This window comes from Variovorax sp. UMC13 (assembly GCF_014170375.1).
GTDB lineage: Bacteria > Pseudomonadota > Gammaproteobacteria > Burkholderiales > Burkholderiaceae_C > Variovorax.
This window is the reverse complement of sequence record NZ_LZZW01000012.1, coordinates 18,685-41,930: the sequence shown is the minus strand read 5'-3', so window position 1 is coordinate 41,930 and position 23,246 is coordinate 18,685. Positions and strand designations below refer to the sequence as shown.

The 23,246-nt window shown below is 68.6% G+C and carries 23 protein-coding genes; 17 read left to right on the top strand and 6 right to left on the bottom strand.

Going from position 1 to position 23,246, the window contains the following annotated elements:
• Positions 1-3: 3 nt before the first annotated feature.
• From A9977_RS08750 to A9977_RS08740, 3 genes are all read right to left on the bottom strand, one after another.
• Positions 4-972, bottom strand: a complete 969-nt coding sequence (locus A9977_RS08750; RefSeq protein ID WP_183024505.1) for a GDP-L-fucose synthase — start codon at positions 970-972, stop codon at positions 4-6.
• A gap of 201 nt (positions 973-1,173) precedes the next feature.
• Positions 1,174-1,761: a sugar transferase gene (locus A9977_RS08745; protein WP_310936106.1), complete on the bottom strand. Its 588-nt coding sequence runs from the start codon at positions 1,759-1,761 to the stop codon at positions 1,174-1,176.
• 516 nt (positions 1,762-2,277) lie between these two features.
• Positions 2,278-5,526, bottom strand: coding sequence for an Rne/Rng family ribonuclease (locus A9977_RS08740; RefSeq protein WP_183024503.1), 3,249 nt, complete (start codon positions 5,524-5,526; stop codon positions 2,278-2,280).
• Between the two features lie 543 nt (positions 5,527-6,069).
• Between A9977_RS08740 and A9977_RS08735 the strand changes: the two genes are divergently transcribed.
• The 4 genes from A9977_RS08735 to A9977_RS08720 are packed head-to-tail and all read left to right on the top strand — an operon-like array spanning position 6,070 to position 9,274.
• Positions 6,070-7,101: an RluA family pseudouridine synthase gene (locus A9977_RS08735; RefSeq protein ID WP_183024502.1), complete on the top strand. Its 1,032-nt coding sequence runs from the start codon at positions 6,070-6,072 to the stop codon at positions 7,099-7,101.
• Positions 7,098-7,769, top strand: coding sequence for an HAD-IA family hydrolase (locus A9977_RS08730; protein WP_183024501.1), 672 nt, complete (start codon positions 7,098-7,100; stop codon positions 7,767-7,769). Before A9977_RS08735 ends, A9977_RS08730 begins: the two co-directional genes overlap by 4 nt.
• 38 nt (positions 7,770-7,807) lie before the next feature.
• Positions 7,808-8,173 (top strand): Rieske 2Fe-2S domain-containing protein, encoded by a 366-nt coding sequence (locus A9977_RS08725; RefSeq protein WP_183024500.1) that lies wholly within the window; start codon positions 7,808-7,810, stop codon positions 8,171-8,173.
• A gap of 60 nt (positions 8,174-8,233) precedes the next feature.
• On the top strand, positions 8,234-9,274 hold the full coding sequence (locus A9977_RS08720) for a S49 family peptidase (protein ID WP_183024499.1): 1,041 nt from the start codon (positions 8,234-8,236) through the stop codon (positions 9,272-9,274).
• 7 nt (positions 9,275-9,281) lie between these two features.
• Here A9977_RS08720 and A9977_RS08715 read toward each other — a convergent pair whose 3' ends face one another.
• From A9977_RS08715 to A9977_RS08705, 3 genes are read right to left on the bottom strand one after another with little or no spacing between them, the layout of a single operon-like run.
• On the bottom strand, positions 9,282-10,421 hold the full coding sequence (locus tag A9977_RS08715) for an MFS transporter (protein WP_183024498.1): 1,140 nt from the start codon (positions 10,419-10,421) through the stop codon (positions 9,282-9,284).
• A 1-nt stretch (position 10,422) separates the two neighbouring features.
• The gene (locus A9977_RS08710) at positions 10,423-11,181 is read right to left on the bottom strand and encodes an SAM-dependent methyltransferase (RefSeq protein ID WP_183024497.1); all 759 of its coding nucleotides are present in this window, start codon (positions 11,179-11,181) and stop codon (positions 10,423-10,425) included.
• A complete protein-coding gene (locus tag A9977_RS08705; RefSeq protein ID WP_183024496.1) occupies positions 11,178-11,759 on the bottom strand; it encodes a Maf family nucleotide pyrophosphatase in 582 nt (193 codons plus the stop codon). The genes A9977_RS08710 and A9977_RS08705 overlap by 4 nt, the downstream gene beginning before the upstream one ends.
• Before the next feature lie 38 nt (positions 11,760-11,797).
• Between A9977_RS08705 and A9977_RS08700 the strand changes: the two genes are divergently transcribed.
• From A9977_RS08700 to A9977_RS08640, 13 genes are all read left to right on the top strand, one after another.
• Positions 11,798-12,346 (top strand): DUF177 domain-containing protein, encoded by a 549-nt coding sequence (locus A9977_RS08700; RefSeq protein ID WP_183024495.1) that lies wholly within the window; start codon positions 11,798-11,800, stop codon positions 12,344-12,346.
• A 169-nt stretch (positions 12,347-12,515) separates the two neighbouring features.
• Positions 12,516-12,698 carry a 50S ribosomal protein L32 gene (gene rpmF / locus A9977_RS08695; protein ID WP_183024494.1) on the top strand — a complete coding sequence of 61 codons (183 nt, stop codon included), beginning with the start codon at positions 12,516-12,518 and terminating at the stop codon, positions 12,696-12,698.
• Between the two features lie 61 nt (positions 12,699-12,759).
• A complete protein-coding gene (gene plsX / locus A9977_RS08690; RefSeq protein WP_183024493.1) occupies positions 12,760-13,848 on the top strand; it encodes a phosphate acyltransferase PlsX in 1,089 nt (362 codons plus the stop codon).
• Entirely contained in the window at positions 13,848-14,825 is a 978-nt protein-coding gene (locus A9977_RS08685; RefSeq protein ID WP_183024492.1) for a beta-ketoacyl-ACP synthase III, read from the top strand. The genes plsX and A9977_RS08685 overlap by 1 nt, the downstream gene beginning before the upstream one ends.
• A 57-nt stretch (positions 14,826-14,882) precedes the next feature.
• On the top strand, positions 14,883-15,839 hold the full coding sequence (gene fabD / locus A9977_RS08680) for an ACP S-malonyltransferase (RefSeq protein WP_183024491.1): 957 nt from the start codon (positions 14,883-14,885) through the stop codon (positions 15,837-15,839).
• The gene (fabG, locus tag A9977_RS08675; RefSeq protein ID WP_183024490.1) at positions 15,836-16,579 is read left to right on the top strand and encodes a 3-oxoacyl-ACP reductase FabG; all 744 of its coding nucleotides are present in this window, start codon (positions 15,836-15,838) and stop codon (positions 16,577-16,579) included. The genes fabD and fabG overlap by 4 nt, the downstream gene beginning before the upstream one ends.
• 100 nt (positions 16,580-16,679) lie before the next feature.
• Complete coding sequence (gene acpP, locus A9977_RS08670; protein WP_140843300.1) at positions 16,680-16,919, top strand: acyl carrier protein; 240 nt, start codon at positions 16,680-16,682, stop codon at positions 16,917-16,919.
• A gap of 96 nt (positions 16,920-17,015) precedes the next feature.
• On the top strand, positions 17,016-18,260 hold the full coding sequence (gene fabF, locus A9977_RS08665) for a beta-ketoacyl-ACP synthase II (RefSeq protein WP_183024489.1): 1,245 nt from the start codon (positions 17,016-17,018) through the stop codon (positions 18,258-18,260).
• Positions 18,261-18,273: 13 nt separating this feature from the next.
• Positions 18,274-18,762: a hypothetical protein gene (locus tag A9977_RS08660; protein WP_183024488.1), complete on the top strand. Its 489-nt coding sequence runs from the start codon at positions 18,274-18,276 to the stop codon at positions 18,760-18,762.
• Positions 18,759-19,427: an RNA polymerase sigma factor RpoE gene (gene rpoE / locus A9977_RS08655; RefSeq protein ID WP_259651875.1), complete on the top strand. Its 669-nt coding sequence runs from the start codon at positions 18,759-18,761 to the stop codon at positions 19,425-19,427. Before A9977_RS08660 ends, rpoE begins: the two co-directional genes overlap by 4 nt.
• Positions 19,428-19,440: 13 nt before the next feature.
• Positions 19,441-20,124: a sigma-E factor negative regulatory protein gene (locus tag A9977_RS08650; protein WP_183024487.1), complete on the top strand. Its 684-nt coding sequence runs from the start codon at positions 19,441-19,443 to the stop codon at positions 20,122-20,124.
• Positions 20,125-20,166: 42 nt separating this feature from the next.
• Entirely contained in the window at positions 20,167-21,222 is a 1,056-nt protein-coding gene (locus A9977_RS08645; protein ID WP_259651874.1) for a MucB/RseB C-terminal domain-containing protein, read from the top strand.
• A 100-nt stretch (positions 21,223-21,322) separates the two neighbouring features.
• On the top strand, positions 21,323-22,810 hold the full coding sequence (locus A9977_RS08640) for a DegQ family serine endoprotease (RefSeq protein ID WP_183024710.1): 1,488 nt from the start codon (positions 21,323-21,325) through the stop codon (positions 22,808-22,810).
• Positions 22,811-23,246: the final 436 nt, after the last annotated feature.

Below are 23,246 nucleotides of genomic sequence, written 5' to 3'. Positions count from 1 at the left end.
ATGTCAGGCGGCCACGCGTTCGTGGGCCAGGAAGTCCTGGTATGCGCTCGCGATGCCTTCGCGCAGGCCGATGCGCGGGGCCCAGCCCAGGGCGCGGATGCGGGAGATATCGAGCAGCTTGCGCGGCGCGCCGTCGGGCTTGCTGGCGTCGCAGCGGATCTCGCCGCGGTAGCCGACCACTTCGCCCACCAGCTGCGCCAGTTCGGCGATCGACAGGTCTTCCCCGCAGCCGACGTTGATGTGGCTGTTCATCGGCTCGGTGCTGGCCGCATAGCGGTCGCGCGGCAGGTCCATGACGTGCACGCAGGCTGCGGCCATGTCGTCCACATAGAGGAACTCGCGCTTGGGCGTGCCCGTGCCCCAGATCACGACGGACGGCGCGGCGGCCTCCCGGGCTTCGTGGAAGCGGCGGATCAGCGCCGGCAGCACGTGGCTGTTGTCCGGGTGGTAGTTGTCGCCGGGCCCGTAGAGGTTGGTCGGCATCACGCTGCGGTAGTCGGTGCCGTACTGGCGGTTGTAGCTCTCGCAGAGCTTGATGCCCGCGATCTTGGCGATGGCGTAGGGCTCGTTGGTGGGCTCGAGCTTGCCGGTGAGCAGGGCGTCCTCGGCCATCGGCTGCGCAGCCAGGCGCGGGTAGATGCAGCTCGAGCCGAGGAACAGCAGCCGCGTCACGCCGCTGCGCCAGGCTTCGTGGACCACGTTGGCCTCGAGCATCAGGTTGGCATAGAGGAACTCGGCCGGGTAGGTGGCGTTGGCATGGATGCCGCCCACCTTGGCCGCGGCGAGGTACACCGCGTCGGGCTTCTCGGTGGCGAAGAAGTCGCGCACGGCGGCCTGGTCGGTCAGGTCGAGTTCGGCGTGGGTGCGCGTGATGATGCGTTCGTGGCCGAGGGCTTCGAGCGTGCGCACGATGGCGCTGCCGACCATGCCTCGATGGCCCGCCACGTAGATGCCTTTGCGAAGCGCGTTCATGAAATCTCTGAGATAGGTTGACCGTCGGGCCGCCGCTGGAAGGAAGAAGGTTCGAGAGGACCGGCGGCCGGGCGGCGCATCGGCCGCTCGATCCGCTGGGGCGGGCCTCTGCGCCGCATCATCCCTCGTTTGGCGCGAGGCTGGAAGCGGTAGGCGAAGCGGCCCGTTGCCGAGCCGCCGCTTTTCCAGGCCTTCGCCCGCTCAGCGCGAGCCTTCGCCCGAGATCACCGCCGTCGCGGTCTTGGCGAGGATCTTGATGTCCAGCCACAGCGACCAGTTGTTGACGTACTGCGCGTCGAGTTCGACGCGCTGGGCGTAGGACAGCCGGTTGCGGCCGCTCACCTGCCACAGGCCGGTGATGCCGGGGCGCATCGCGCAATAGTGGTCCCAGTGCTTGCCGTAGAGGCTGCGCTGGCGCTCCATGCAGGGGCGGGGGCCGATCAGGCTCATGTCGCCCTTGAGCACGTTCCAGAACTGCGGCAGCTCGTCCAGGCTCAGCTTGCGGATCAGGCGGCCCAGCGGGGTGATGCGCGGGTCCACTTCGAGCTTCTGGAAGGTTTCCCACTGGGTGCGGGCCACGTCGTTCTTGCTCAGGTAGTCGTCCAGGATGCTCTCGGAGTTGCGCACCATGGAGCGGAACTTGTAGAACTTGAAGCGCTGGCCGCCTTCGCCCATCCGGGTCTGGAAGAAGTGCACCGGCCGGCCCATGCTGATGGCGACGGCCAGGGCCACCACCAGGTAGATCGGGCCGAAGAAGGTGAAGAAGGTCAGGGCCGCGACGATGTCCACGCTTCGTTTGAGGCCGCGTTGCAACGGCGTCAGACCCTTCGGTTGTGCGGCGATGGGCGTGGGTGCGGGCTCCCCGCGCCCGGAGGGGCGGTGCCTGAGCAGATGGCCTTGCGCAGTCGAATCGGTACGAAACATGTGAATCCCCTTGGGGTTTCTGCCTACGGCGCGGCAGTGTAACGCTTTAATACTACAGGAAAGAATTTGAACACATTTGTTCTAGTTTGTCCTGTAAGTCTACGGTACTCATTTTTTATAGAGACCGCAGACCGGCACTATTTCACGTCCCACTTCATGTTGTGCGATGCAACATTCTAAATACGTTTGTAGAACTTTTGTACGAAGAAAAATCACACTCTCCGAGGACCTTTGTTGCTACTTGTTTCCGAGGCGAGGGCAGGGCGACCAGCGCAGCGCCTGGCTTCAGGAAGGCGAAAAAAAACGTCGGCCGCCGGTGAAGGCGGCCGACGTCGGGGTCGGCATGCGGGCACCCTGAGCGGGTGCCCAGGGGGGCGGCGCTCAGCGAGCGGTGTCGCCCTCGTGCGCGGCGCGTTCGAACGGCAACACCGTGGCGGCCAGGTCGCGGCGCGTTTCGACCAGCACCAGCGGGCCTTCGTCCAGCACCGGCACGGGCGGGCGTTCGCGTGGCACGTGGATCGGCTTGACTTCGGCCGCGATGGCGGCGCGAACCTGTGCGACGCGCTCGGCATCGGAGTTCACCCAATGCAGCCCCGAACCTTCCGCCACCTGGGCGAGTTCCGCCAGGGGCAACTCGAAGGGCTGAACCTTCGGCAGCGCGCCGCGGCCGTTGGCCGGCTGGCTGTGCACCACCGCCGGTGCGGCCGCCGCGGGGCGAGGCGCGCGCTCGGTGCGGACCGGAGCGGCTTCCACCGGCGCGGCCTGGACTTCGGGCACCGGCGTCGCAACGACCGGAGCGGCCGCCACCACGGCTTCGGCGACCGGCTGCGCGGGTGTGACGGCGACGGGAGCCGCCGGTTCCGCAGCAACGGCTTCGGCTTCCGTGGCCGCGACCGTCTCGTCGCCTTCGCGCGGTGCGCGCTCGCGGCGATCACGGCCGTAGCGGTCACGCGAGCGACCGCGGCGTTCGTCGCCGTCGCGGCGAGGGGCCTGCTCGGTCGCTGCACCGTTGTCGGCCTGGCCTTCGAGCGCCTCGGGATTCACGGCCGCGAGGGCGTCGGGCGCCGACTCGGCAGGGCGCGGCGTGCCGTCGCGGCGTTCGCGGCGGCCTTCACCGGCGCGTTCGCCACGGGGCTCGCGGTCCTCGCGCGGTGTGCGCTCTTCGCGCGGCGCACGGTCTTCGCGGGGGGCGCGTTCTTCACGCGGCGCACGTTCCTCACGCGGCGCGCGCTCGTTGCGCTCGGCGCTCGTGCCGTCCGAAGACGACGCATCGCCGTTCAGGAAGCGCGCGGGCGCTTCGGCGGTGCCGCGTTCGCGTGCCTCGCCGTTGCGCTCGCCACCACGTTCGCCACGCTCGCCGCGTTCACGGCGGGCGCGCGGTGCGCGCTCGATCGGCGCACCGTTTTCATCGACGGCCGGCGCCAGGTTCTGGACCGCTTCCTGCTGGCCGTCCGCGCCTTCCAGCGTCACCGGACGGTCGGCGTCGCGGCGTTCGCCACGGCCGCCGTTGCGCGGGCCGCGGCCTTCGCGGCCGCCTTCACGCGGTTCACGGGGCTCGCGCGGTTCGCGTGCTTCACGCACGGGTGCGTCGCTGCGGAGTTCGGTCCGGGCTTCACGCGGTTGGCGTTCGCCGGCGCGTTCACCCGAACGTTCGCCACCGCGACCGCCGCGGCGTTCGCCGTCGCGACCACCACGGCCTTCGCCGTCACGGCCGCCACGGCCTTCACCGCGGCCACCGCGGCGTTGTTCGCCGTCGCGCGCCGAACGGGCTTCGCCGTCGCGTCCGCCACGGCCGTCGCGGCGTGGCTTCGGTGCTTCTACCGGGATGGCGCTGGCGGGGGTGCCGGTGCTGGAAGCCGCCGCGGGCTTGGCCGCGGGCGTCTCGGCGCCGAACAGGCGCTTGATGAAGGCGAAGAAGCCGCCTTCGGCCGGCGCGGCCACGGGGGCCGCGGGCGGCGGCGCCACGGGTGGCTGCACCGCGACGGGCGGGCGGACCGGTTCGGGCTTGGGCACGGCGACCGGTGCCGGTGCGTCGGGCAGCACGCCCTTGATCACCGGGGTCTGCTTGTTGGTCGGTTCCTGCGAGCGGCGCGTGACCGAGGTCGGGTCTTCCACCTCCTCGGCCATCTTGTAGCTGGCCTGGATGTGGTCGAGGCGCGGGTCGTCGTGCTTGAGGCGCTCGAGCTTGTAGTGCGGCGTCTCGAAGGTCTTGTTGGGCACCATCAGCACGGTCACGCGCTGCTTGAGCTCGATCTTGGCGATCTCGGGGCGCTTCTCGTTCAGCAGGAAGGAGGCCACTTCGACCGGCACCTGGACGTGCACGGCGGCCGTGTTGTCCTTCAGGCACTCTTCCTGAATGATGCGCAGGATCTGCAGCGCGCTCGATTCGGTGTCGCGGATGTGGCCCGAGCCGCCGCAACGGGGGCAGGGGATCGACGAGCCTTCGCTGAGCGCCGGCTTCAGGCGCTGGCGGCTCATTTCCATCAGGCCGAACTTGCTGATCGAGCCGAACTGCACGCGGGCGCGGTCCTGCCGGAGCGCGTCGCGCAGGCGGCTTTCGACCTCGCGGCGGTTCTTCGACTCGTCCATGTCGATGAAGTCGATGACAATCAGGCCGCCCAGGTCGCGCAGGCGCATCTGGCGGGCCACTTCGTCGGCGGCCTCGAGGTTGGTGCGGGTGGCGGTCTCTTCGATGTCACCGCCCTTGATGGCGCGGGCCGAGTTGACGTCGATGGACACCAGCGCTTCGGTGTGGTCGATCACGATCGCGCCGCCCGAGGGCAGTTGCACGGTGCGGGCGTAGGCCGACTCGATCTGATGCTCGATCTGGAAGCGGCTGAACAGCGCCGCGTCGTCGCGGTAGCGCTTCACGCGGGCCGCATGCTCCGGCATCACGTGGGCCATGAACTGCTGGGCCTGCTCGTAGATGTCGTCGGTGTCGATCAGGATGTCGCCGATGTCGTGATTGAAGTAGTCACGGATCGCGCGGATGACGAGCGAGGATTCCTGGTAGATCAGGAAGGCGCCCTTGGCGCCCTTGGCCGCGCCGTCGATGGCGGTCCAGAGCTTGAGCAGGTAGTTCAGGTCCCACTGGAGTTCGGGCGCCGAGCGGCCGATGCCGGCGGTGCGCGCGATGATGCTCATGCCCTTCGGGTACTCGAGCTGGTCCATCGCCTCCTTGAGCTCGGCCCGGTCGTCGCCCTCGATGCGGCGCGAGACGCCGCCGCCGCGCGGGTTGTTCGGCATCAGCACGACGTAGCGGCCGGCCAGCGAGACGAAGGTGGTCAGGGCCGCGCCCTTGTTGCCGCGCTCTTCCTTCTCGACCTGCACGACCAGTTCCTGGCCTTCGCGGATCGCGTCCTGGATGCGGGCCTGGCTGGCCGACACGCCTTCGGCGAAGTACTGCTTGGAGATTTCCTTGAAGGGCAGGAAGCCGTGGCGGTCTTCGCCGTAGTCGACGAAACAGGCTTCGAGCGAGGGCTCGACGCGCGTGACGACGGCCTTGTAGATGTTGCCCTTGCGCTGTTCGCGCCCTTCGATTTCGATTTCGTAGTCGAGGAGCTTCTGCCCGTCGACGATGGCCAGGCGGCGCTCTTCCGGCTGCGTGGCGTTGATCAACATCCGCTTCATGATGCGTTGTCCTTAATAGATATATGCGTTCGAACCGGCCCCTGACGGGCCAACGATGCACGGACGACGCTTCGCGAAACGAGGGGGAATTGCCGCTAACACTCCGGCTGCCTGGCCGCCGCGTGAACGCGGCCGGCCGTTGTCGAGCGTCAGCTCAACGGCAGCAGGCGAGGGGGCGCATGGATGGGGGCGAGCCCGCGACGGTGTCGAGTCGCCATGGATGTCATGGCGGATTGCGCAGGGGTGGCGCGCGCTGCGGACAATTCCATGCCGGAGGCCGCTGGCATCAGCGGGCGCAGGCAAATTTGAATCAGCAGCATCAACACAAGTGGGCTCGCTTCGATCCGCCGGCAGCTTGGAGCCTGCCGGCTGGGTATTCCGTATCGGTGTTTCGTGGGCGTCGGCTTGGCTGGGGCGTCTTGTCTGCCACTTTGCGCTTCAGCGCGGGGTTTGCGGACTCGGCGCCCAAACGGCATCGACCTCACAGCGCTTTCGGTGGTGCTCTAAACTTCTGCTTAATCAAGCACTTACAAGACCGCGCTGGTGAAAAACATTATAGGTGCGAAGCCGGGCCCTGAAGCGGCCGAAGTCCGTTTTCTGACGGTCGATGAGGAATCGGCCGGGCAGCGACTCGACAATTTCCTGTTCCGCCATCTGAAAGGCGTTCCCAAGACGCATGTCTACCGGATCATCCGGTCGGGCGAGGTGCGCATCAACAAGGGCCGGGCCCAGGCCGAGACGCGCATCGAGGTGGGCGACGTGCTGCGCCTGCCGCCGGTGCGCATCTCGGCGCGCGCCGAGGAGGGCGGGGCGCCACCGGCACCGCCGCGCGAGTTCCCGCCCCTGCTGGAGGACGATGCAGTGCTCGCCATCGACAAGCCCGCGGGCGTCGCGGTGCACGGCGGCAGCGGCGTGAGCTTCGGCGTGATCGAACAGCTGCGCACCGCGCGCCCGGGCGCCAAGTTCCTCGAACTGGTGCACCGGCTCGACCGCGAGACCTCGGGCATCCTGCTGGTGGCCAAGAAGCGCAGCGCGCTGCTGGCGCTGCAGGATCAGTTCCGCGAGCGCGAGACCGGCAAGACCTACCTGGCGCTGGTCGAGGGCCGCTGGCCCGCCAACCGCAAGGTGCTGGACGCGCCGCTGGCCAAGTACCTGCTGCCGGACGGCGAACGCCGGGTGCGCGTGGTGGCCAAGGACCATCCCGATGCGATGCACGCGGTGACGCTGGTGCGCGTGCTGGCGAGCTTCGCCCTGCCGGGCGACGCCGCACCCGCCTCGCTGCTGGCCGTGACCATCAAGACCGGCCGCACGCACCAGATCCGGGTGCACCTGGCTTCGGCCGGCCACGCGATCGCCGGCGACGACAAGTACGGCGACTTCGAACGCAACCGCCAGTTGCAAAAACGCGGCCTCAAGCGCATGTTCCTGCATGCCTGGCGGCTGCAGTTCAATCACCCGGCGGGCGGCCAGCGGATCTCGCTGCAGGCCGACCTGCCGCCGGAACTCCTGGCCTTCCTGCCACCCGAAGCCCTGGCTTCGCTCGCCACCCCACCTTCGCCTGCGCCTTCCCCATGACCGATGCTGTTTCCGCCCGCCGTTTCGACCTGATCGTCTTCGACTGGGACGGCACCCTCTACGACTCCACCCGCCTGATCGCGCGCTGCATCCAGGAGGCGGTCGTCGACGTCGGCGGCGCCCGGCCCAACGAGCGCGACGCCGCCTGGGTCATCGGCCTGGGCCTGGCCGAGGCGCTGGCCCGCGCCGCGCCCGACGTGCCGCGCGAGAAGTACGCCGAGCTCGGCGCCCGCTACCGCTACCACTACCTGCAGCACCAGGACGACGTGATGCTGTTCGACGGCGTGCTGCCGATGCTCGACGCGCTCAAGGCCCGTGGCCACCTGCTGGCCATCGCCACCGGCAAGTCGCGCCGCGGCCTCAACGAGGCGCTGGCCGCGCGCGACATGCGGGGCCGCTTCGATGGTTCGCGCACCGCCGACGAGACGCATGGCAAGCCCCATCCGCGCATGCTGCTCGAACTGATGGAAGAACTCGACGTGCCGGCCGAGCGCACGCTGATGATCGGCGACACCACCCACGACCTGCAGCTGGCGGTCAATGCCGGCTGCGCGGGCGTGGGCGTGGGCTACGGCGCGCACGAGGTGGCCGGCTTCGAGGCGCTGTCGCCGTTGCATGTGGCCCACTCTGTCGCCGAACTGTCGGATTGGCTGCGGGACAATGCCTGACCGCCAACCTCCACGCATCGTTTGATCGACGAGCAGCCATGAGCGACATCATTCCCCTGTGCAATTCCGCCGACCTGGTCGAGGGTGGGCGGGCCGTGTCCTTCGATGTCGTGCACCAGGGCGAGAGCCTGCGCGCCTTCGCCATTCGCTTCGAGGGCCAGCCGCACGCCTACCTCAACCGCTGCACCCACGTGGCAATGGAGATGGACTACCAGCCCGACCGCTTCTTCGACGACAGCGGGCAGTGGCTGCTGTGCGCTACGCACGGCGCGGCCTACCAGCCCGACACCGGCGACTGCGCCGGCGGGCCCTGCCGTGGCGGGCTGGTGAAGATCACCCTGAGCGAGCGTGACGGCGTGGTGCACTGGCATACTGACTGGAACCTGCTGCCGCTCGTTTTCTAGGATGCCCTCCCTTCCTTTCCTCTCGCAGCTGTCGTTTGCCCGCAGGCTGCGCACACCCACATGACCGAACCCACCCGCACGGAACCCCAGGGTTTCGAGCCCTTCGAGCGGCCCGTGCCGCTTTCCTCCGCGCAAGCCGCCCCCAACATGTCCAAGAACGATCCCACTTCACAACCCGGCTGGGAGCGGGCCACGCTCGAGAAGCTCGCCTTCGCCGCCCTGCGCGAGCAGCGCGCGACACGCCGCTGGAAGACCTTCGTGCGCCTGGGCTGGCTGGCCTTCTTCATCTTCCTGGCCTGGTTCGCGGTGTCGCGCACCGCGACCAGCACCGCCGCGACCACGGCGCACACCGCGGTGGTGGAGATCAAGGGCGAGATCGCCAACGGCTCCGACGCCAGCGCCGAATTCGTGGTCGCGGCCCTGAAGACCGCCTTCGAGGATGCGGGCGCCAAGGGCGTGGTGCTGCTGATCAATTCGCCCGGCGGCAGCCCGGTGCAGGCCGGCATCATCAACGACGAGATCAAGCGCCTCAAGGCCAAGCACGGCAAGCCGGTCTACGCGGTGGTCGAGGAGACCTGCGCCTCGGCCGCCTACTACATCGCGGCCGCCGCCGACCAGATCTACGTGGACAAGGCCAGCATCGTGGGCAGCATCGGCGTGCTGATGGACGGCTTCGGCTTCACCGGCACCATGGAGAAGCTCGGCGTCGAGCGCCGCCTGCTGACCGCGGGCGAGAACAAGGGCTTCCTCGACCCGTTCAGCCCGATGAGCGAGCCGCAGCGCGCCCATGCGCAGCAGATGCTCGACCAGATCCACACCCAGTTCATCAACGTGGTCAAGGCCGGCCGCGGCGACCGCCTCAAGCTCGACACGCCGGGCCTGTTCAGCGGCCTGTTCTGGAGCGGCCAGCAGGCCGTGGACATGGGGCTGGCCGACCACCTCGGCAACGTCGACTACGTGGCGCGCGAGGTGATCAAGGCCGAGGACGTGATCGACTACACGCGCCGCGACAACGTGGCGGAGAAACTGGCCAAGAAGTTCGGCGCCGCGATGGGCAATGCCTCGGTGAGCGCGCTGCGCAGCGCGCCGGCGCTGCGCTGACCCGCGTTCAGCGCGTGTTCGCGTAGCGTGCCGAGGCGGCCAGCGCGACCGCGAAGGCCACCACCGTGTAGAGCGCGATCGTCAGCGAGCTGACGCGCGCCAGCAGTCCGATCACCGGCGGGCCGGCCATGAAGCCCAGGTAGGCCGCGGCCGACACCGCCGCGATGCCGCGCGAGGGTTCGACGCCCGGCACCTGGGCCGAGGCCGCGAACAGGATCGGCACCACGTTCGCGAAGCCCACGCCCACGCCGGCGAAGCCCGCGAGCGCGAGCCAGGGGAGGTCGGTCAGCAGCACCAGGGTCATCGAGGCGGCGGCCAGCAGCGCGCTGGCCCGCAGCAGCTGCGCGGGTGCAAAGCGGGCGCGCAGCGCATCGCCGCCGAAGCGCGCGGCGGCCATGGCGGCGGAGAAGCTCGCATAGGCCAAGGCAGCCTGCTGCTGCGGCGCCCCCAGTTCCTGGTTCAAGTAGAGCACGCTCCAGTCGTAGATCGCGCCTTCGGCGATCAGGCCCAGGGCCGCCAGCACCCCCATCACCACCAGCGCGCCGCGCGGCAGGCGGAAGCCCGCGTCGGCATCGGCCGCGACGCCGGCGGGCCGGGGCAGCATGCGGGTGGACGAGCCCGCGATGGCGAGCGCCATCACGGCGGCCACGGCCAGCAGATGGGCCTGCACGCCCATGCCGGTGGCCAGCGCGGCGCCGCCGCTCACCGCGCCCACCATGCCGCCCAGGCTGAACATGCCGTGCATGCCGCTCATCAGGTGCGCGCCTTCATGCGCTTCCAGTTGCGCGGCATCGGTGTTGATGGCCACGTCGAACACGCTGGTCACCAGGCCGAAGGCGGCCAGCAGGCCGAGCAGCGCCGCATAGCCGGGCATCAGGACCAGCAGGGCGATCAGCAGCGCGTAGACCGTGCCCGCGCAGCCGGCGATCCGGCGCGCGCCGTGGCGGCCGATCCAGCGGCTGGCGCGCGTGATGCCGAACAGCGCGCCCACGCCCGCGGCCAGCATGGCGAAGCCCAGTTGCGCCTCGTCGAGGCCGTAGTGGGTCTTGATGGTCGGCACATGCACGCCCCAGGTCGCGAAGATGAAGCCGGAGCAGAAGAACTGGGTCCGGGTGGCCCAGCGGTTGCCGCGGGAGGTCGCGCCCATCTCAGCGGCCGATGGCGAACACGGCCGGCAGGCGGTCCTCGGTGGCCGCCGGCCTGGCACGCCAGGCCTTCACGGTTTCGCTGCGCACGCTGGCGTTGCCCAGCGTGAGGCCGCGCGCCACGGACAGGCGCGTGTGGTGCTGCAAGGTCTGGGTGAGCGACTGCAGCAGCGCGGCGTTGCGGTAGGGCGTCTCGATGAAGAGCTGGGTCTGGCCGGTTCTCAAGGCCAGGGCCTCGAGTTCGCGGATGCGCTGCACGCGGCCGTCCGCGTCCTGCGGCAGGTAGCCGACGAAGGCGAAGTTCTGGCCGTTGAGGCCGCTGGCGGCCAGCGCGAGCAGCAGCGACACCGGGCCGGTCAGCGGCACCACCTCGAGCCCCAGGTCGTGTGCCGCGCGCGCCACCGACGAGCCCGGGTCGGCCACCGCCGGCATGCCGGCCTCGCTCATCAGGCCCATGTCGTGGCCTTCCAGCGCGGCCGCCAGCAGCGGGCGGGCGTCGAACTGGCCCGCATGGTCGCCCTTCTTGTGCACCTCGCGCGGCAGCTCCTGGATCTGCTGCGCCTGCAGCGGCTGCGCCAGCGGCACGACGGCGTCGATGCGCTTGAGGTAGGCGCGCGCGGTCTTGGCGTTCTCGCAGATCCAGTGGGTGATGCCGGCCGCGGCCTGCAGCGTGCCCAGCGGCAGGGCGTCCTGCAGCGGTGCCTGGGTGTCGCAGCCGAAGTCCAGCGGGGCCGGCACGAGGTAGAGCTTGCCGCGGCTCACAGCAGGTCGACCCCGGCGGCGCGCAGCATGCGGCAGGTGCGGATCAGCGGCAGACCGACGAGGGCGGTCGGGTCGTCGCTGTCGATCGATTCGAGCAGCGCGATGCCCAGGCCTTCGCTCTTGGCGCTGCCCGCGCAGTCGTAAGGCTGCTCGGCGCGCAGGTAGTTCTCGATCGCCGCGTCGCTCAGGTCGCGGAACACCACGCGCACCGGGGCCACGTCGTGGGCGACGAAGCCGCTCTCGGCGCAGACCACGGCCACCGCGGTCTGGAACACCATGGTCTGCCCGCGCATGCGCTGCAGCTGCGCGGTGGCGCGCGCGTGGTCGCCGGGCTTGCCCAGCGGCTCGCCGTGGAGGTCGGCCACCTGGTCAGAGCCGATCACCACGGCGCTCGGGAAACGGGCCGCCACGGCCTGGGCCTTGGCCAGCGCCAGGCGCTGGGCCAGTGCCAGCGAGGTCTCGCCCGGCAGCGGTGTTTCGTCCACTTCGGGCGATTCGACGCTGAAGGGGCGCTGGAGGCGGGTGAGCAATTCGCGGCGGTAGCGCGAGGTCGAGGCGAGGATCAGCGGACGTTGCATGGGGCGTGATTGTGCGTGAGCGGTTTAGACTGGCCGGGATGAACAGAGAATTTGTGCCTACCCGCCTCGATGTGACCGGCTTCGCCGAGGCCGCCGCCACCCTGCATGGCAGCGACCCGGTCGTGGGCTACGCCCGCCTGAGCGCCGAACTCGCCGAATCGGCCCCCGATGCGCAGGTGGCCTGGACGGCCCAGGGCGAAAGCCGCACCGGCAGCGACGGCGCGCCGGTCGCCTGGCTGCACCTGCACGCCGAGGCCACGCTGCCCTTCGTCTGCCAGCGCTGCCTGGGTCCGGTGTCGCTCGACCTCGAAGTCGATCGCTGGTTCCGCTTCGCGGCCGACGAAGAGGCGGCCGCGATCGAGGATGAGGAATCGGAAGAAGACGTGCTGGTGGCCGCGCGCGACTTCGACCTCAAGGGTCTGATCGAGGACGAGCTGCTCATGGAGATCCCGGTCACGCCGCGCCATGACGTATGCCCGGAACCGGTCCGGTTGTCGGCCGAAGATGCCGATTTCGAACAGGCCAACGAGGCCCGCCCCAACCCCTTCGCGGTGCTGGGCGGACTCAAGAAACCCAAGGGCGAATAGCGCCCGGTGCGGGTGATCTGGCGCAGCCGGATCGACCGCGCTATAATCGAGGGCTTCGCGCGCGCCGCCGTCGACCTTTTTGCAGGGTTTCCACTGGAGGATCTGCAAAAGACGCCAGGTCGATGCCGCCCCGCTTGCCCGCTCACCTAACCGAATTCCAGGAGCCATCATGGCCGTTCAGCAAAACAAGAAGTCGCCTTCCAAGCGCGGCATGCACCGTTCGCACAACGCACTCGTCGTGCCCGGTATCGCCGTCGAGCCGACCACCGGCGAAATCCACCTGCGCCACCACATCAGCCCGAACGGCTTCTACCGTGGCCGCAAGGTTCTGAAGACCAAGTCGGACTCCTGATCTCCGAACCCAAGGCCGAGGCCCGAAGCTACTTTTGCTGTAGCGTCGGGCCTTTGTTTTGATGGTCATCTCTCCTATTTCAGCTCCAGCGCCTTCCGCAATCACGCTTGCCGTGGATTGCATGGGTGGCGATCACGGACCCCGCGTCACGCTGGTGGCGTGCCGCGCATTCCTGGAGCGACACCCCGAGGCCCATCTGCTCGTGGTCGGTTTGCCGGCCGCGTTGAGCGGGTTTTCGCACGCCCGCGCCAAGGTGATTCCCGCGACCGAAGTGGTTGCGATGGACGACCCCATCGAGATCGCCCTGCGCAAGAAGAAGGATTCTTCGATGCGGGTGGCGATCCAGCAGGTCAAGGATGGTGTGGCCCAAGCTGCGGTGTCCGCTGGCAACACGGGTGCATTGATGGCGATCGCACGCTATCTGCTCAAGACGCTGGATGGCATCGACCGGCCTGCCATCGCCCCGCAACTGCCCAACCGGACCGGCGGCGCCACCACGGTGCTCGACCTGGGGGCCAATGTCGACTGCGACGCAGAAGACCTGCTGCAGTTCGCCGTGCTCGGTTCGGCGCTGGTCTCGGCGCTCACCGGCAACGAGGCGCCCAGCGTGGGACTGCTCAACGTCGGCGAAGAAGCCATCAAAGGCAGCGAAACGATCAAGAGAGCCAGCGTTCTGCTGCGAGCTGCCGCCAAATCCAAGGATCTCAACTTCTACGGCAACGTGGAAGGCAACGACATCTTCAAGGGCACGACCGACATCGTCGTCTGTGACGGCTTTGTCGGGAATGTGACGCTCAAGGCTTCCGAGGGTGTGGCCTCGATGATCGTGGACTTCCTGCGGATCGAGTATTCCAACGGGCTCTTCAGCAAGTTTGCTGCGATCGTTTCCTATCCGGTGCTAAAAGCGCTCAAAAAGCGCCTGGATCACCGGCGCTACAACGGCGCGGCCTTGCTGGGCCTGCGCGGGCTGGTGTTCAAGAGCCATGGCTCGGCGGACGAGGAGGCTTTCGGCTATGCGCTGGATCGCGCTTATGATGCCGCTCGCAACAACCTGCTCGAGCGTGTGCGGGCTCGTATCGCCCGTGCCGCGCCGCTGCTAGCGCGGCCGGAATCGGCGGTGCCAGCCGACGCGCCCTCGCTCCACGTCTGATGACCCTCTTTTCTCGTATCACCGGCACCGGCAGCTTCCTACCGCCGCGCCGAGTCACCAACGACGACCTGGCCCGTGAACTGGCCGAACGTGGCGTCGAAACCTCCGACCAGTGGATCGTCGAGCGCACCGGCATCCGGGCCCGGCACTTCGCCGCGCCGGACGTGACCAGCAGCGACCTGGGCCTCGAGGCCTGCAAGCGCGCGCTGGAAGCCGCGGGCCGCCAGGCGAGCGAGGTCGACCTGATCGTGGTGGCGACCTCGACCCCCGACATGGTCTTTCCCTCGTCGGCGGCGATCCTGCAGCACAAGCTCGGCATCGCCGGCTGCCCGGCTTTCGACGTGCAGGCGGTGTGCAGCGGCTTCGTCTACGCCCTGACCGTGGCCGACGCCATGATCAAGACCGGCAGCGCCCGCTGCGCGCTGGTCGTCGGCGCCGAAGTGTTCTCCCGCATCCTCGATTTCAACGACCGCACCACCTGCGTGCTGTTCGGCGACGGCGCCGGCGCCGTGGTGCTGGAAGCCAGCGACGAGCCGGGGATCCTGGCCAGCGACCTGCATGCCGACGGCAAGCACGTCGGCATCCTCTGCGTGCCGGGCCATGTGTCGGGCGGCAACGTGCTTGGCACGCCGCTGCTGCACATGGACGGCCAGGCGGTGTTCAAGCTGGCGGTGCGCGTGCTCGAGGAAGCCGCCCGCACCACGCTGGCCAAGGCTGGCAAGACCGAGGCCGACATCGACTGGCTGATTCCCCATCAGGCCAACATCCGGATCATGGAAGGCACGGCGAAGAAGCTCAAGCTCCCGCTGGACAAGCTGGTGGTGACGGTGCACGAGCACGGCAACACCTCGGCCGCCTCGATTCCGCTCGCGCTCGACGAGGCGGTGCGCGGCGGCAAGGTCAAGAAGGGCGACACCGTCATGCTCGAAGGCGTGGGCGGCGGTTTCACCTGGGGCGCGGTGCTCCTGACCCTGTAGAGGCCGGATGCCGCGCGGGCTTCGGCGGCCCGGCATCCACACCATAAGAGACAACCGATGACATCCTTTGCTTTTGTATTTCCCGGCCAGGGCTCGCAAGCCGTGGGCATGCTCGACGCCTGGGGCGGCCACCCGGCCGTCGCCGAGACCCTGCGCGAAGCCTCCGACGCCCTGGGTGAAGACGTCGCGGCGCTGATCCACGACGGCCCCAAGGAAGCGTTGGCGCTGACCACCAACACCCAGCCCGTGATGCTGGTGGCCGGTGTGGCCGCGTGGCGCGCCTGGCTGGCCGAAGGCGGCGCCAAGCCGTCGGTGGTGGCCGGCCATTCGCTGGGCGAATACTCGGCCCTGGTGGCCTCGGGCGTGCTCACGCTGGCCCAGGCGGCGCCGCTGGTGCGCTTCCGCGCGCAGGCCATGCAGCAGGCCGTGCCCGTGGGCGTGGGCGCGATGGCCGCGGTGCTGGGCATGGCGGCCGACCAGGTGATCGCCGGCTGCGCCGAAGTCACGGCCGGCTTCGGTGCCGACAGTGCCGAGGTGGTCGAGGCGGTGAATTTCAACGATCCGATGCAAACCGTGATCGCCGGCAGCAAGGCCGCCGTCGACAAGGCCTGCGAAGTGCTCAAGGCCAAGGGCGCCAAGCGCGCGCTGCCGCTGCCCGTGTCGGCACCCTTCCATTCGAGCCTGATGCGGCCGGCGGCCGAGGCGCTGCGCGAGAAGCTGGCGTCGGTCGAACTGGCCGCGCCGCAGATCCCCGTGCTGAACAACATCGACGTGGCCGTCGAGACCGATGCCGACCGCATCCGCGACGCGCTGGTGCGCCAGGCCGCGGGCCCGGTGCGCTGGGTCGAGAGCGTGCAGGCGCTCCAGGCGCGCGGCGTCTCGGCGCTGGTCGAATGCGGCCCCGGCCGCGTGCTGGCCGGCATGGCCAAGCGCATCGCGCCCGACCTGGCCGCGGCCTCGGTCTACGATCCGGCGACACTCGCCGAAACCCGGCAATTGCTGAACACCCCATGAGCATCCCCAAATTCGAAGGCCAGGTCGCCCTGGTGACCGGCGCATCGCGCGGCATCGGCGCGGCCATCGCGCTGGAACTGGCCCAGCGCGGCCTCAAGGTCATCGGCACCGGCACCACCGAAGAGAGCGCCCAGAAGATCACGTCCGCGCTCGGCGCCTTCGACGGCCGCGGCCGAGCGCTCAACGTCAACGACGGCGCGGCGCTCGATGCGCTGGTCGACGAGATCGTCAAGGCCTACGGCGGCCTGCACGTGGTGGTCAACAACGCGGGCATCACCCGCGACATGCTGGCCATGCGGCTGAAGGACGACGACTGGGATGCGGTGCTCGACACCAACCTCAAGGCCGTGTTCCGCCTGTCCCGCGCCGCGATCCGCCCGATGATGAAGCAGCGCTACGGCCGCATCATCAGCATCACCAGCGTGGTGGGCGCGTCGGGCAACGCCGGCCAGGCCAACTACGCGGCCGCCAAGGCCGGCGTGGCCGGCATGACGCGCGCCCTGGCGCGTGAGTTGGGCAGCCGCAACATCACGGTCAACTGCGTGGCGCCGGGCTTCATCGAGACCGACATGACCGCCAGCCTGCCCGAAGCGCAGCAGCAGGCGTTGCTGTCGCAAATTCCACTGGGCCACCTGGGCAAGCCGGCCGACATCGCGCATGCGGTGGCGTACCTGGCCTCGCCGCAGGCGGGCTACGTGACGGGGCAGGAGCTCCACGTCAACGGCGGCATGCACATGTAGCCGTCTGGCGCAATTCCCTACCGTACGGACCGTGAGGCAATGGCCCAGGCCCGGACGGCTAAAATCCACCGATTCTTTATAAACCCCCAGAGGGAACCAAATGAGCGATATCGAAGCACGTGTCAAGAAAATCATCGCCGAGCAGCTCGGCGTGGAAGAGTCCCAAGTCACCAACGAAAAGGCTTTCGTGGCCGATCTGGGTGCCGACTCCCTGGACACGGTGGAACTGGTGATGGCACTCGAAGACGAGTTCGGCATCGAGATCCCCGACGAAGACGCAGAGAAGATCACCACGGTGCAGAACGCCGTCGACTACGCTTCCAAGAATCAAAAGGCCTGATCGGCCGCGCGTGGAAAACCCGTTCCGGCTCGCGGCGCATCGTCGTCGCGTGGCTCGCGAGAGGGCTTCCGTGCTTCCCCAGAAAGGTTTGCCGGCATGACCAAACGCCGCGTCGTCGTGACCGGGCTCGGTTGCATCGCCCCTGTTGGCAACACGGTGGCCGAATCCTGGTCCAACCTGTTGGCCGGCAATTCGGGCATTGACACCATCAAGGCCTTCGATGCCAGCCCCTTCGCCTGCAAGTTCGCAGGCGAGGTCAAAGGCTTCGACATCACCCAATACATTTCCGAGAAGGAAGCGCGCCACATGGACCGCTTCATCCATCTCGGGATGGCCGCCGCCATCCAGGCGGTGCAGGACAGCGGTCTCAAGACCAACGATGCGCTCTCGCCTGAAGAGGCCACGCGCATCGGCTGCAACATCGGTTCGGGCATCGGCGGCCTGCCGCTGATCGAGAACACGCACGCCGAACTGGTGAACCGCGGCCCACGCCGCGTGTCGCCGTTCTTCGTGCCGGCCTCGATCATCAACATGATCTCGGGCCACGTGTCGATCAAGTACGGCTTCCAGGGCCCGAACATCGCCGTGGTCACCGCCTGCACCACCGGCCTGCATGCCATCGGCCTGTCGGCGCGCATGATCGAATACGGCGATGCCGACGTGATGATCGCGGGCGGCTCCGAGTCGACCGTGTCGCCGCTGGGCATCGGCGGCTTCGCGGCCGCGCGTGCGCTGTCGACCCGCAACGACGACCCCAAGACCGCGTCCCGCCCCTGGGACAAGGACCGCGACGGCTTCGTGCTCGGCGAGGGTGCGGGCGTGCTGGTGCTCGAGGAATACGAGCATGCCAAGGCCCGTGGCGCCAAGATCTATGCCGAGGTCTCCGGCTTCGGCATGAGCGCGGACGCCTTCCACATGACGGCGCCCAACGTCGACGGCCCGCGCCGCTCGATGGCTTCGGCCCTGGCCAACGCCGGCGTCAATGCCGACGAGGTGCAGTACCTGAACGCGCACGGCACCTCGACGCCGATCGGCGACATCAACGAGACCAACGCGATCAAGAACACCTTCGGCTCGCATGCCAAGAAGCTGGTGGTCAACTCGACCAAGTCGATGACCGGCCACCTGCTGGGCGGCGCCGGCGGCATCGAGTCGGTGTTCACGGTGCTGGCCCTGCATCACCAGAAGAGCCCGCCGACCATCAACATCTTCAACCAGGATCCGGAGTGCGACCTGGACTACTGCGCCAACGAGGCGCGGGACCTGAAGATCGACGTCGCGGTGAAGAACAACTTCGGCTTCGGCGGCACCAACGGCACGCTGGTGTTCAAGCGCGCTTGAAGCGACTCCGTCCATGCACAGCGCCCCAGCGGTGAGCTATCCGGTGGGGCGTTCGCGCGATGCGGATCGCCTGTTGTTCGGCCTCTGGGCGCTGGGCGCGGCCTGCGCAGGCGCTGCCGTGCTGCATCTCGATGCCATGTTCGGCGGCCGCGCGGCGCTGCTGGCGGTGAGCGTGCTGTTCGCGGGCGGTGCGGCGTGGCGGCTCGGTCGCCGCGCCATGCCCGGTGAATTGCGCTTCGACGGCCGTGACTGGTCGCTGGGCGGCGTTTCGCCGACCTTGGCGGCGCGCGCCGAGGTCTGCCTGGACCTTCAATTCCTGCTGCTGTTGCGCCTGGTCGAGCCCGGACGCCCCCAGCGCTGGCTCTGGCTCGAACGCCGCGCGCAGCCTTCGCGCTGGCCGGACTTGCGCCGTGCGGTATATTCGCGCGCCCCGACGCCCGAGCCGGTGGGCCGGCCCGCCGATGCGGCGGTGCGCGTTGCGCCTTCTTCCTCTCTTCCATGACTGCCTCCCCCCCGCCCGTGCCACCGGACGCCGGTCTGACCGACGTGGCCGAGCCGCGTCCGGGCGAGGTCGATTTCCAGCTCGTGCAGCGCACGGTCGCGGGCGACCAGAAGGCCTTCGAACTGCTGGTGATCAAGTACCAGCGGCGCATCGAGCGGCTGATCGGCCGCATGGTGCGGGACGTCGACTTGGTCGAGGACATCGCGCAGGAGACCTTCATCCGGGCCTACCGCGCGCTGCACCAGTTCCGCGGCGAAGCCCAGTTCTACACCTGGCTCTACCGGATCGCGGTGAACACCGCCAAGAAGGCGCTGGTCGACATGAAGCGCGATCCGACGGTCTCGGAAAGCGCCTTGCGGCCATCTTCGTCGGACGATGATGAAACTTACCGTCCTGGAAACGAACCAATCAGCGACGAAACCCCCGAAACCGTGCTGGCCGCGCAAGAGATCGCGGCCGCAGTCGAGGCTGCGATGGAGGCCCTGCCGGCCGAATTGCGCCAGGCCGTCACGCTGCGCGAGATCGAGGGCATGAGCTACGAAGAGATTGCTGAGTTGATGAATTGCCCGATCGGCACGGTTCGCTCCCGGATTTTCCGGGCCCGCGAAGCCATTTCCGCGCGGGTCAAGCCCATGCTCGACAACCAGTCCGGCAAGCGTTGGTAAGCAGGTGAATGAAATGAAACATACCCCCGAGTCCGTGCGTGAGCAGATTTCCGCCTTGGCCGACGATCGGTTGCAGGGCGACGCCTTCGGCGAAACCATGGACCTGCTCGCCCACGACGGTGAACTGCAGTCCAGCTGGCAGACCTACCACCTGATCGGCGACGTGCTGCGGGCGCCTCGGCCTGCGCCCTGCACCGACAGCAGTGCGTTCCTCGCACGTTTCCAGCAGCGCTTGGCCGACGAGGTGCCGGTGCGGCGCGCGGCCGTGGTCGCCGCCCCCGTGATGGTGCCGCTGCCCGTGGCGGCGCGGCTGCCGGTCGAGGCCGCGAACGAGCCGATCTTCCGCTGGAAGCTGGTCGCCGGCGCGGCCTCGCTGGTCGCGGCAGCGGCGATCGGCTGGAACTGGGTTGGCAGCGGCGTCGCGCCCGCGGGCGCGCAGATGGCGCAACAGCAGCAACAAACGACGCCCGCGGTGCAGCTGGCGAGTTCCGACGGCTCGGTGCTGTCGGCGGCCCAGCAGGGCGGCCCGTCGGGACCGACCCGTGTGGTGGTCGGCAGCGGCAGCGGCAATCCGCAGGTGATGCTGCGCGACCCCCGCCTGGACCAATTGCTCGAAGCACACCGGCAGGCCGCCGGCGGGGCGCAGATGCCCTCGGGCTTCCTGCGCAACGCCACCTTCGAGAGCTCCGCGCGCTGACGCCTCCGAATGCCCGCTGATCAACCTGACTTTCGCCGCGCCATGCCCATGACCGCCCGCCGTGCCATGCTGGTGCTCTCCGCGCTGTGCCTGGCCCCCCTGGCGGTCGCGCAGACACGCGGGCACGCGGCAGCGGCGGCCAAGAGCGCCGCACCGCCGGTGGCCGGCGAAGTGTCGAGCCTGGGCACGGTCGATTGGCTGCGCCGCATGCACGCGGCGTCGCGGCAGCGCACCTATGTCGGCACCTTCGTGGTCTCGTCCACCAGCGGCAACCTCTCGAGTTCGCGCATCTGGCACGTGGCCGACGGCGACCAGCTGCTGGAGCGCATCGAAGCGCTGTCGGGCGCGCCACGCTCGACCTTCCGCCGCAACGACCACGTCATGACCTTCCTGCCCGAGGACAAGGTCGTGCGCAGCGAGAAGCGCGAGAACCTGGATTTCTTCCCCAACCTGCCGGGTGGCGCGCCCGACGTGGCCATCGGCGAGTTCTACGACGTGCAGATGCTCGGCAAGGGCCGGGTCGCGGGTTTCGATGCCGACGTGCTGCAGCTCGTGCCGCGCGATGCGCTGCGCTTCGGCTACCGCGTCTGGAGCGAACGCCGCTCCGGCCTGGTGGTGGCGCTGCAGACGGTGGACGGCGACGGCCGCGTGGTCGAACAGTCGGCCTTCTCCGAACTGCAGTTCGATGCGCCGGTGAAGCCGCAGGCGCTGGTCCAGATGATGGGCAACACCGCCGGCTACCGGGTCGAGAAGTCGGAGCTGGAACGCACCACCGCGGCCGCCGAAGGCTGGTCGCTGCGCGAGCCGGTGGCGGGCTTCAAGCCGGTCAATTGCTACCGGCGCGCGCTCGATGGCGCGGCCAAGCCCGAACGCACCATGCAGTGGACCTTCTCCGACGGCCTGGCCTCGGTCTCGCTGTTCGTCGAGCCCTACGATGCACAGCGCCCGTCGAAGGAGGCGTTGCTGGCGCTCGGCGCCACCTACACCCTGACCCGGCGCATGACCGACAAGGGCGGGGACTGGTGGCTCACGATCGTCGGCGAGGTGCCGCCACGCACGCTGCAGGCTTTCGCTCAGAATCTTGTACGCACGCGCTAGCCCGGTGCGCGCGCCGTCCCGCTGCGCGCTGAACCAAACGGCCGCTGCCGATTCATAGCGCGATGATGTTCGCTGTTCTTTCATGAAAAGAGATCCGATGATGCTGCTCAAAGTCGAGGGAAGAAAACTCCGTTCGTGCCTGCTGGCCTCGGCGCTGGTGCTGACCGCGGCCGGTGGCCTGCTGCCACCGACCGGCGCGCAGGCGCAGACCCGCACGCTGCCCGACTTCACCGACCTGGTCGACCAGGTCGGCCCGGCGGTGGTCAACATCCGCACCGTCGAGAAGGTGACGCAGCGCGGTGGCGGCGCCAACGGCGAGATGGACGAGGAGATGCAGGAGTTCTTCCGCCGCTTCTTCGGGCAGCCCGCGCCGGGCACGCCGCGCCAGGGACCGCGCCAGAACCGTCCCCAGGAGCCGCAGGAAGAGAGCCGGCCGCGTGGCGTGGGCTCGGGCTTCATCCTGAGCCCCGACGGCTTCGTGATGACCAATGCGCACGTGGTCGAGGACGCGTCCGAGGTGCTGGTCACGCTGCCCGACAAGCGCGAGTTCAAGGCCAAGATCATCGGCGCCGACAAGCGCACCGACGTGGCGGTCGTGAAGATCGATGCCACCGGCCTGCCGGCGCTGAAGGTCGGCGACGTGTCGAAGCTGCGCGTGGGTGAATGGGTGATGGCCATCGGCTCGCCCTTCGGCCTGGAGAACACCGTGACCGCCGGCATCGTGAGCGCCAAGCAGCGCGACACCGGCGACTACCTTCCCTTCATCCAGACCGACGTGGCGATCAACCCCGGCAATTCCGGCGGCCCGCTGATCAACATGCGCGGCGAGGTGGTGGGCATCAACAGCCAGATCTACTCGCGTTCGGGTGGCTTCATGGGCATCTCCTTCTCGATCCCGATCGACGAGGCGATCCGCGTGAGCGAGCAGCTGCGGGCCACGGGCCGCGTCTCGCGCGGCCGGATCGGCGTGAGCATCGACCAGGTGACCAAGGACGTCGCCGAGTCGATCGGCCTGGGCAAGGCGCAGGGCGCGCTGGTGCGCAGCGTCGAGGCCGGTTCGCCGGGCGAGAAGGCCGGCGTCGAGGCGGGCGACATCATCACCAAGTTCGACGGCAAGGCGATCGAGAATTCGCGCGACCTGCCGCGGCTGGTCGGCAACACCAAGCCCGGCACCAAGAGCACGATCACCGTGTACCGGCGCGGCGCCTTCCGCGACCTCAACGTGACCATCGCCGAGATCGAGCCCGACAAGCCGGCGCGTCCCGCGGTGGAGCGCGAGGAGCCGGCGCCGAAGTCCTCGGCTTCTGCGGCCGCCAAGTCGCTGGGCCTGTCGGTGAGCGACCTGACCGAAGCGCAGAAGAAAGCGCTGAAAGTGCGCGGCGGCGTGAAGATCGACGCCGCCACCGACGCCGCCGCACGTGCCGGCCTGCGCGAGGGCGACGTGATCCTGGCGCTGGGCAATGCCGAGGTGACCAGCGTCAAGGAACTCGACGCCGCCCTGGGCAAGGCCGACAAGGCCAAGCCCGTGAGCGTGCTGTTCCGCCGGGGCGAATGGGCGCAGTACGCGCTGATCCGACCGGCCCGCTGATCTTCCTACTCAGGTCAAGTGGCCCCACCCGGCAGTCGGGTTTGGGGCCTTTTTTCAGGATGCCGGAGGGCTTCGACGGCGCATCGCGAAGATTTTTTCGACGGCTTTGGAGGCTCGATAAGTTAGTGACGACAAACATTGGCGTAAGACTAACGACTTGATTTAGTAGAATGGGCGCCGATTGGATCGCCCGGAGGGCATAAAGGCGGCGGGTGCATTCACCATGCGGTATGTCTTTGGACAGTCCACTGCTGGTCCACAGATCACCCACAAGTTGTCCCGGCAGTTGCCCACCGCCTTTGTTGATAAGCTGTTAACAAACTTCCTGTTGCTGACCTGCAACGAGCCTTCCTGACCCGGCCCCGACATGTACGCGCTCCCCTTTTTGCCTACAATGAAGTCCCAACTACTGCAGTTGCCATTGCTTGTTGGTTCA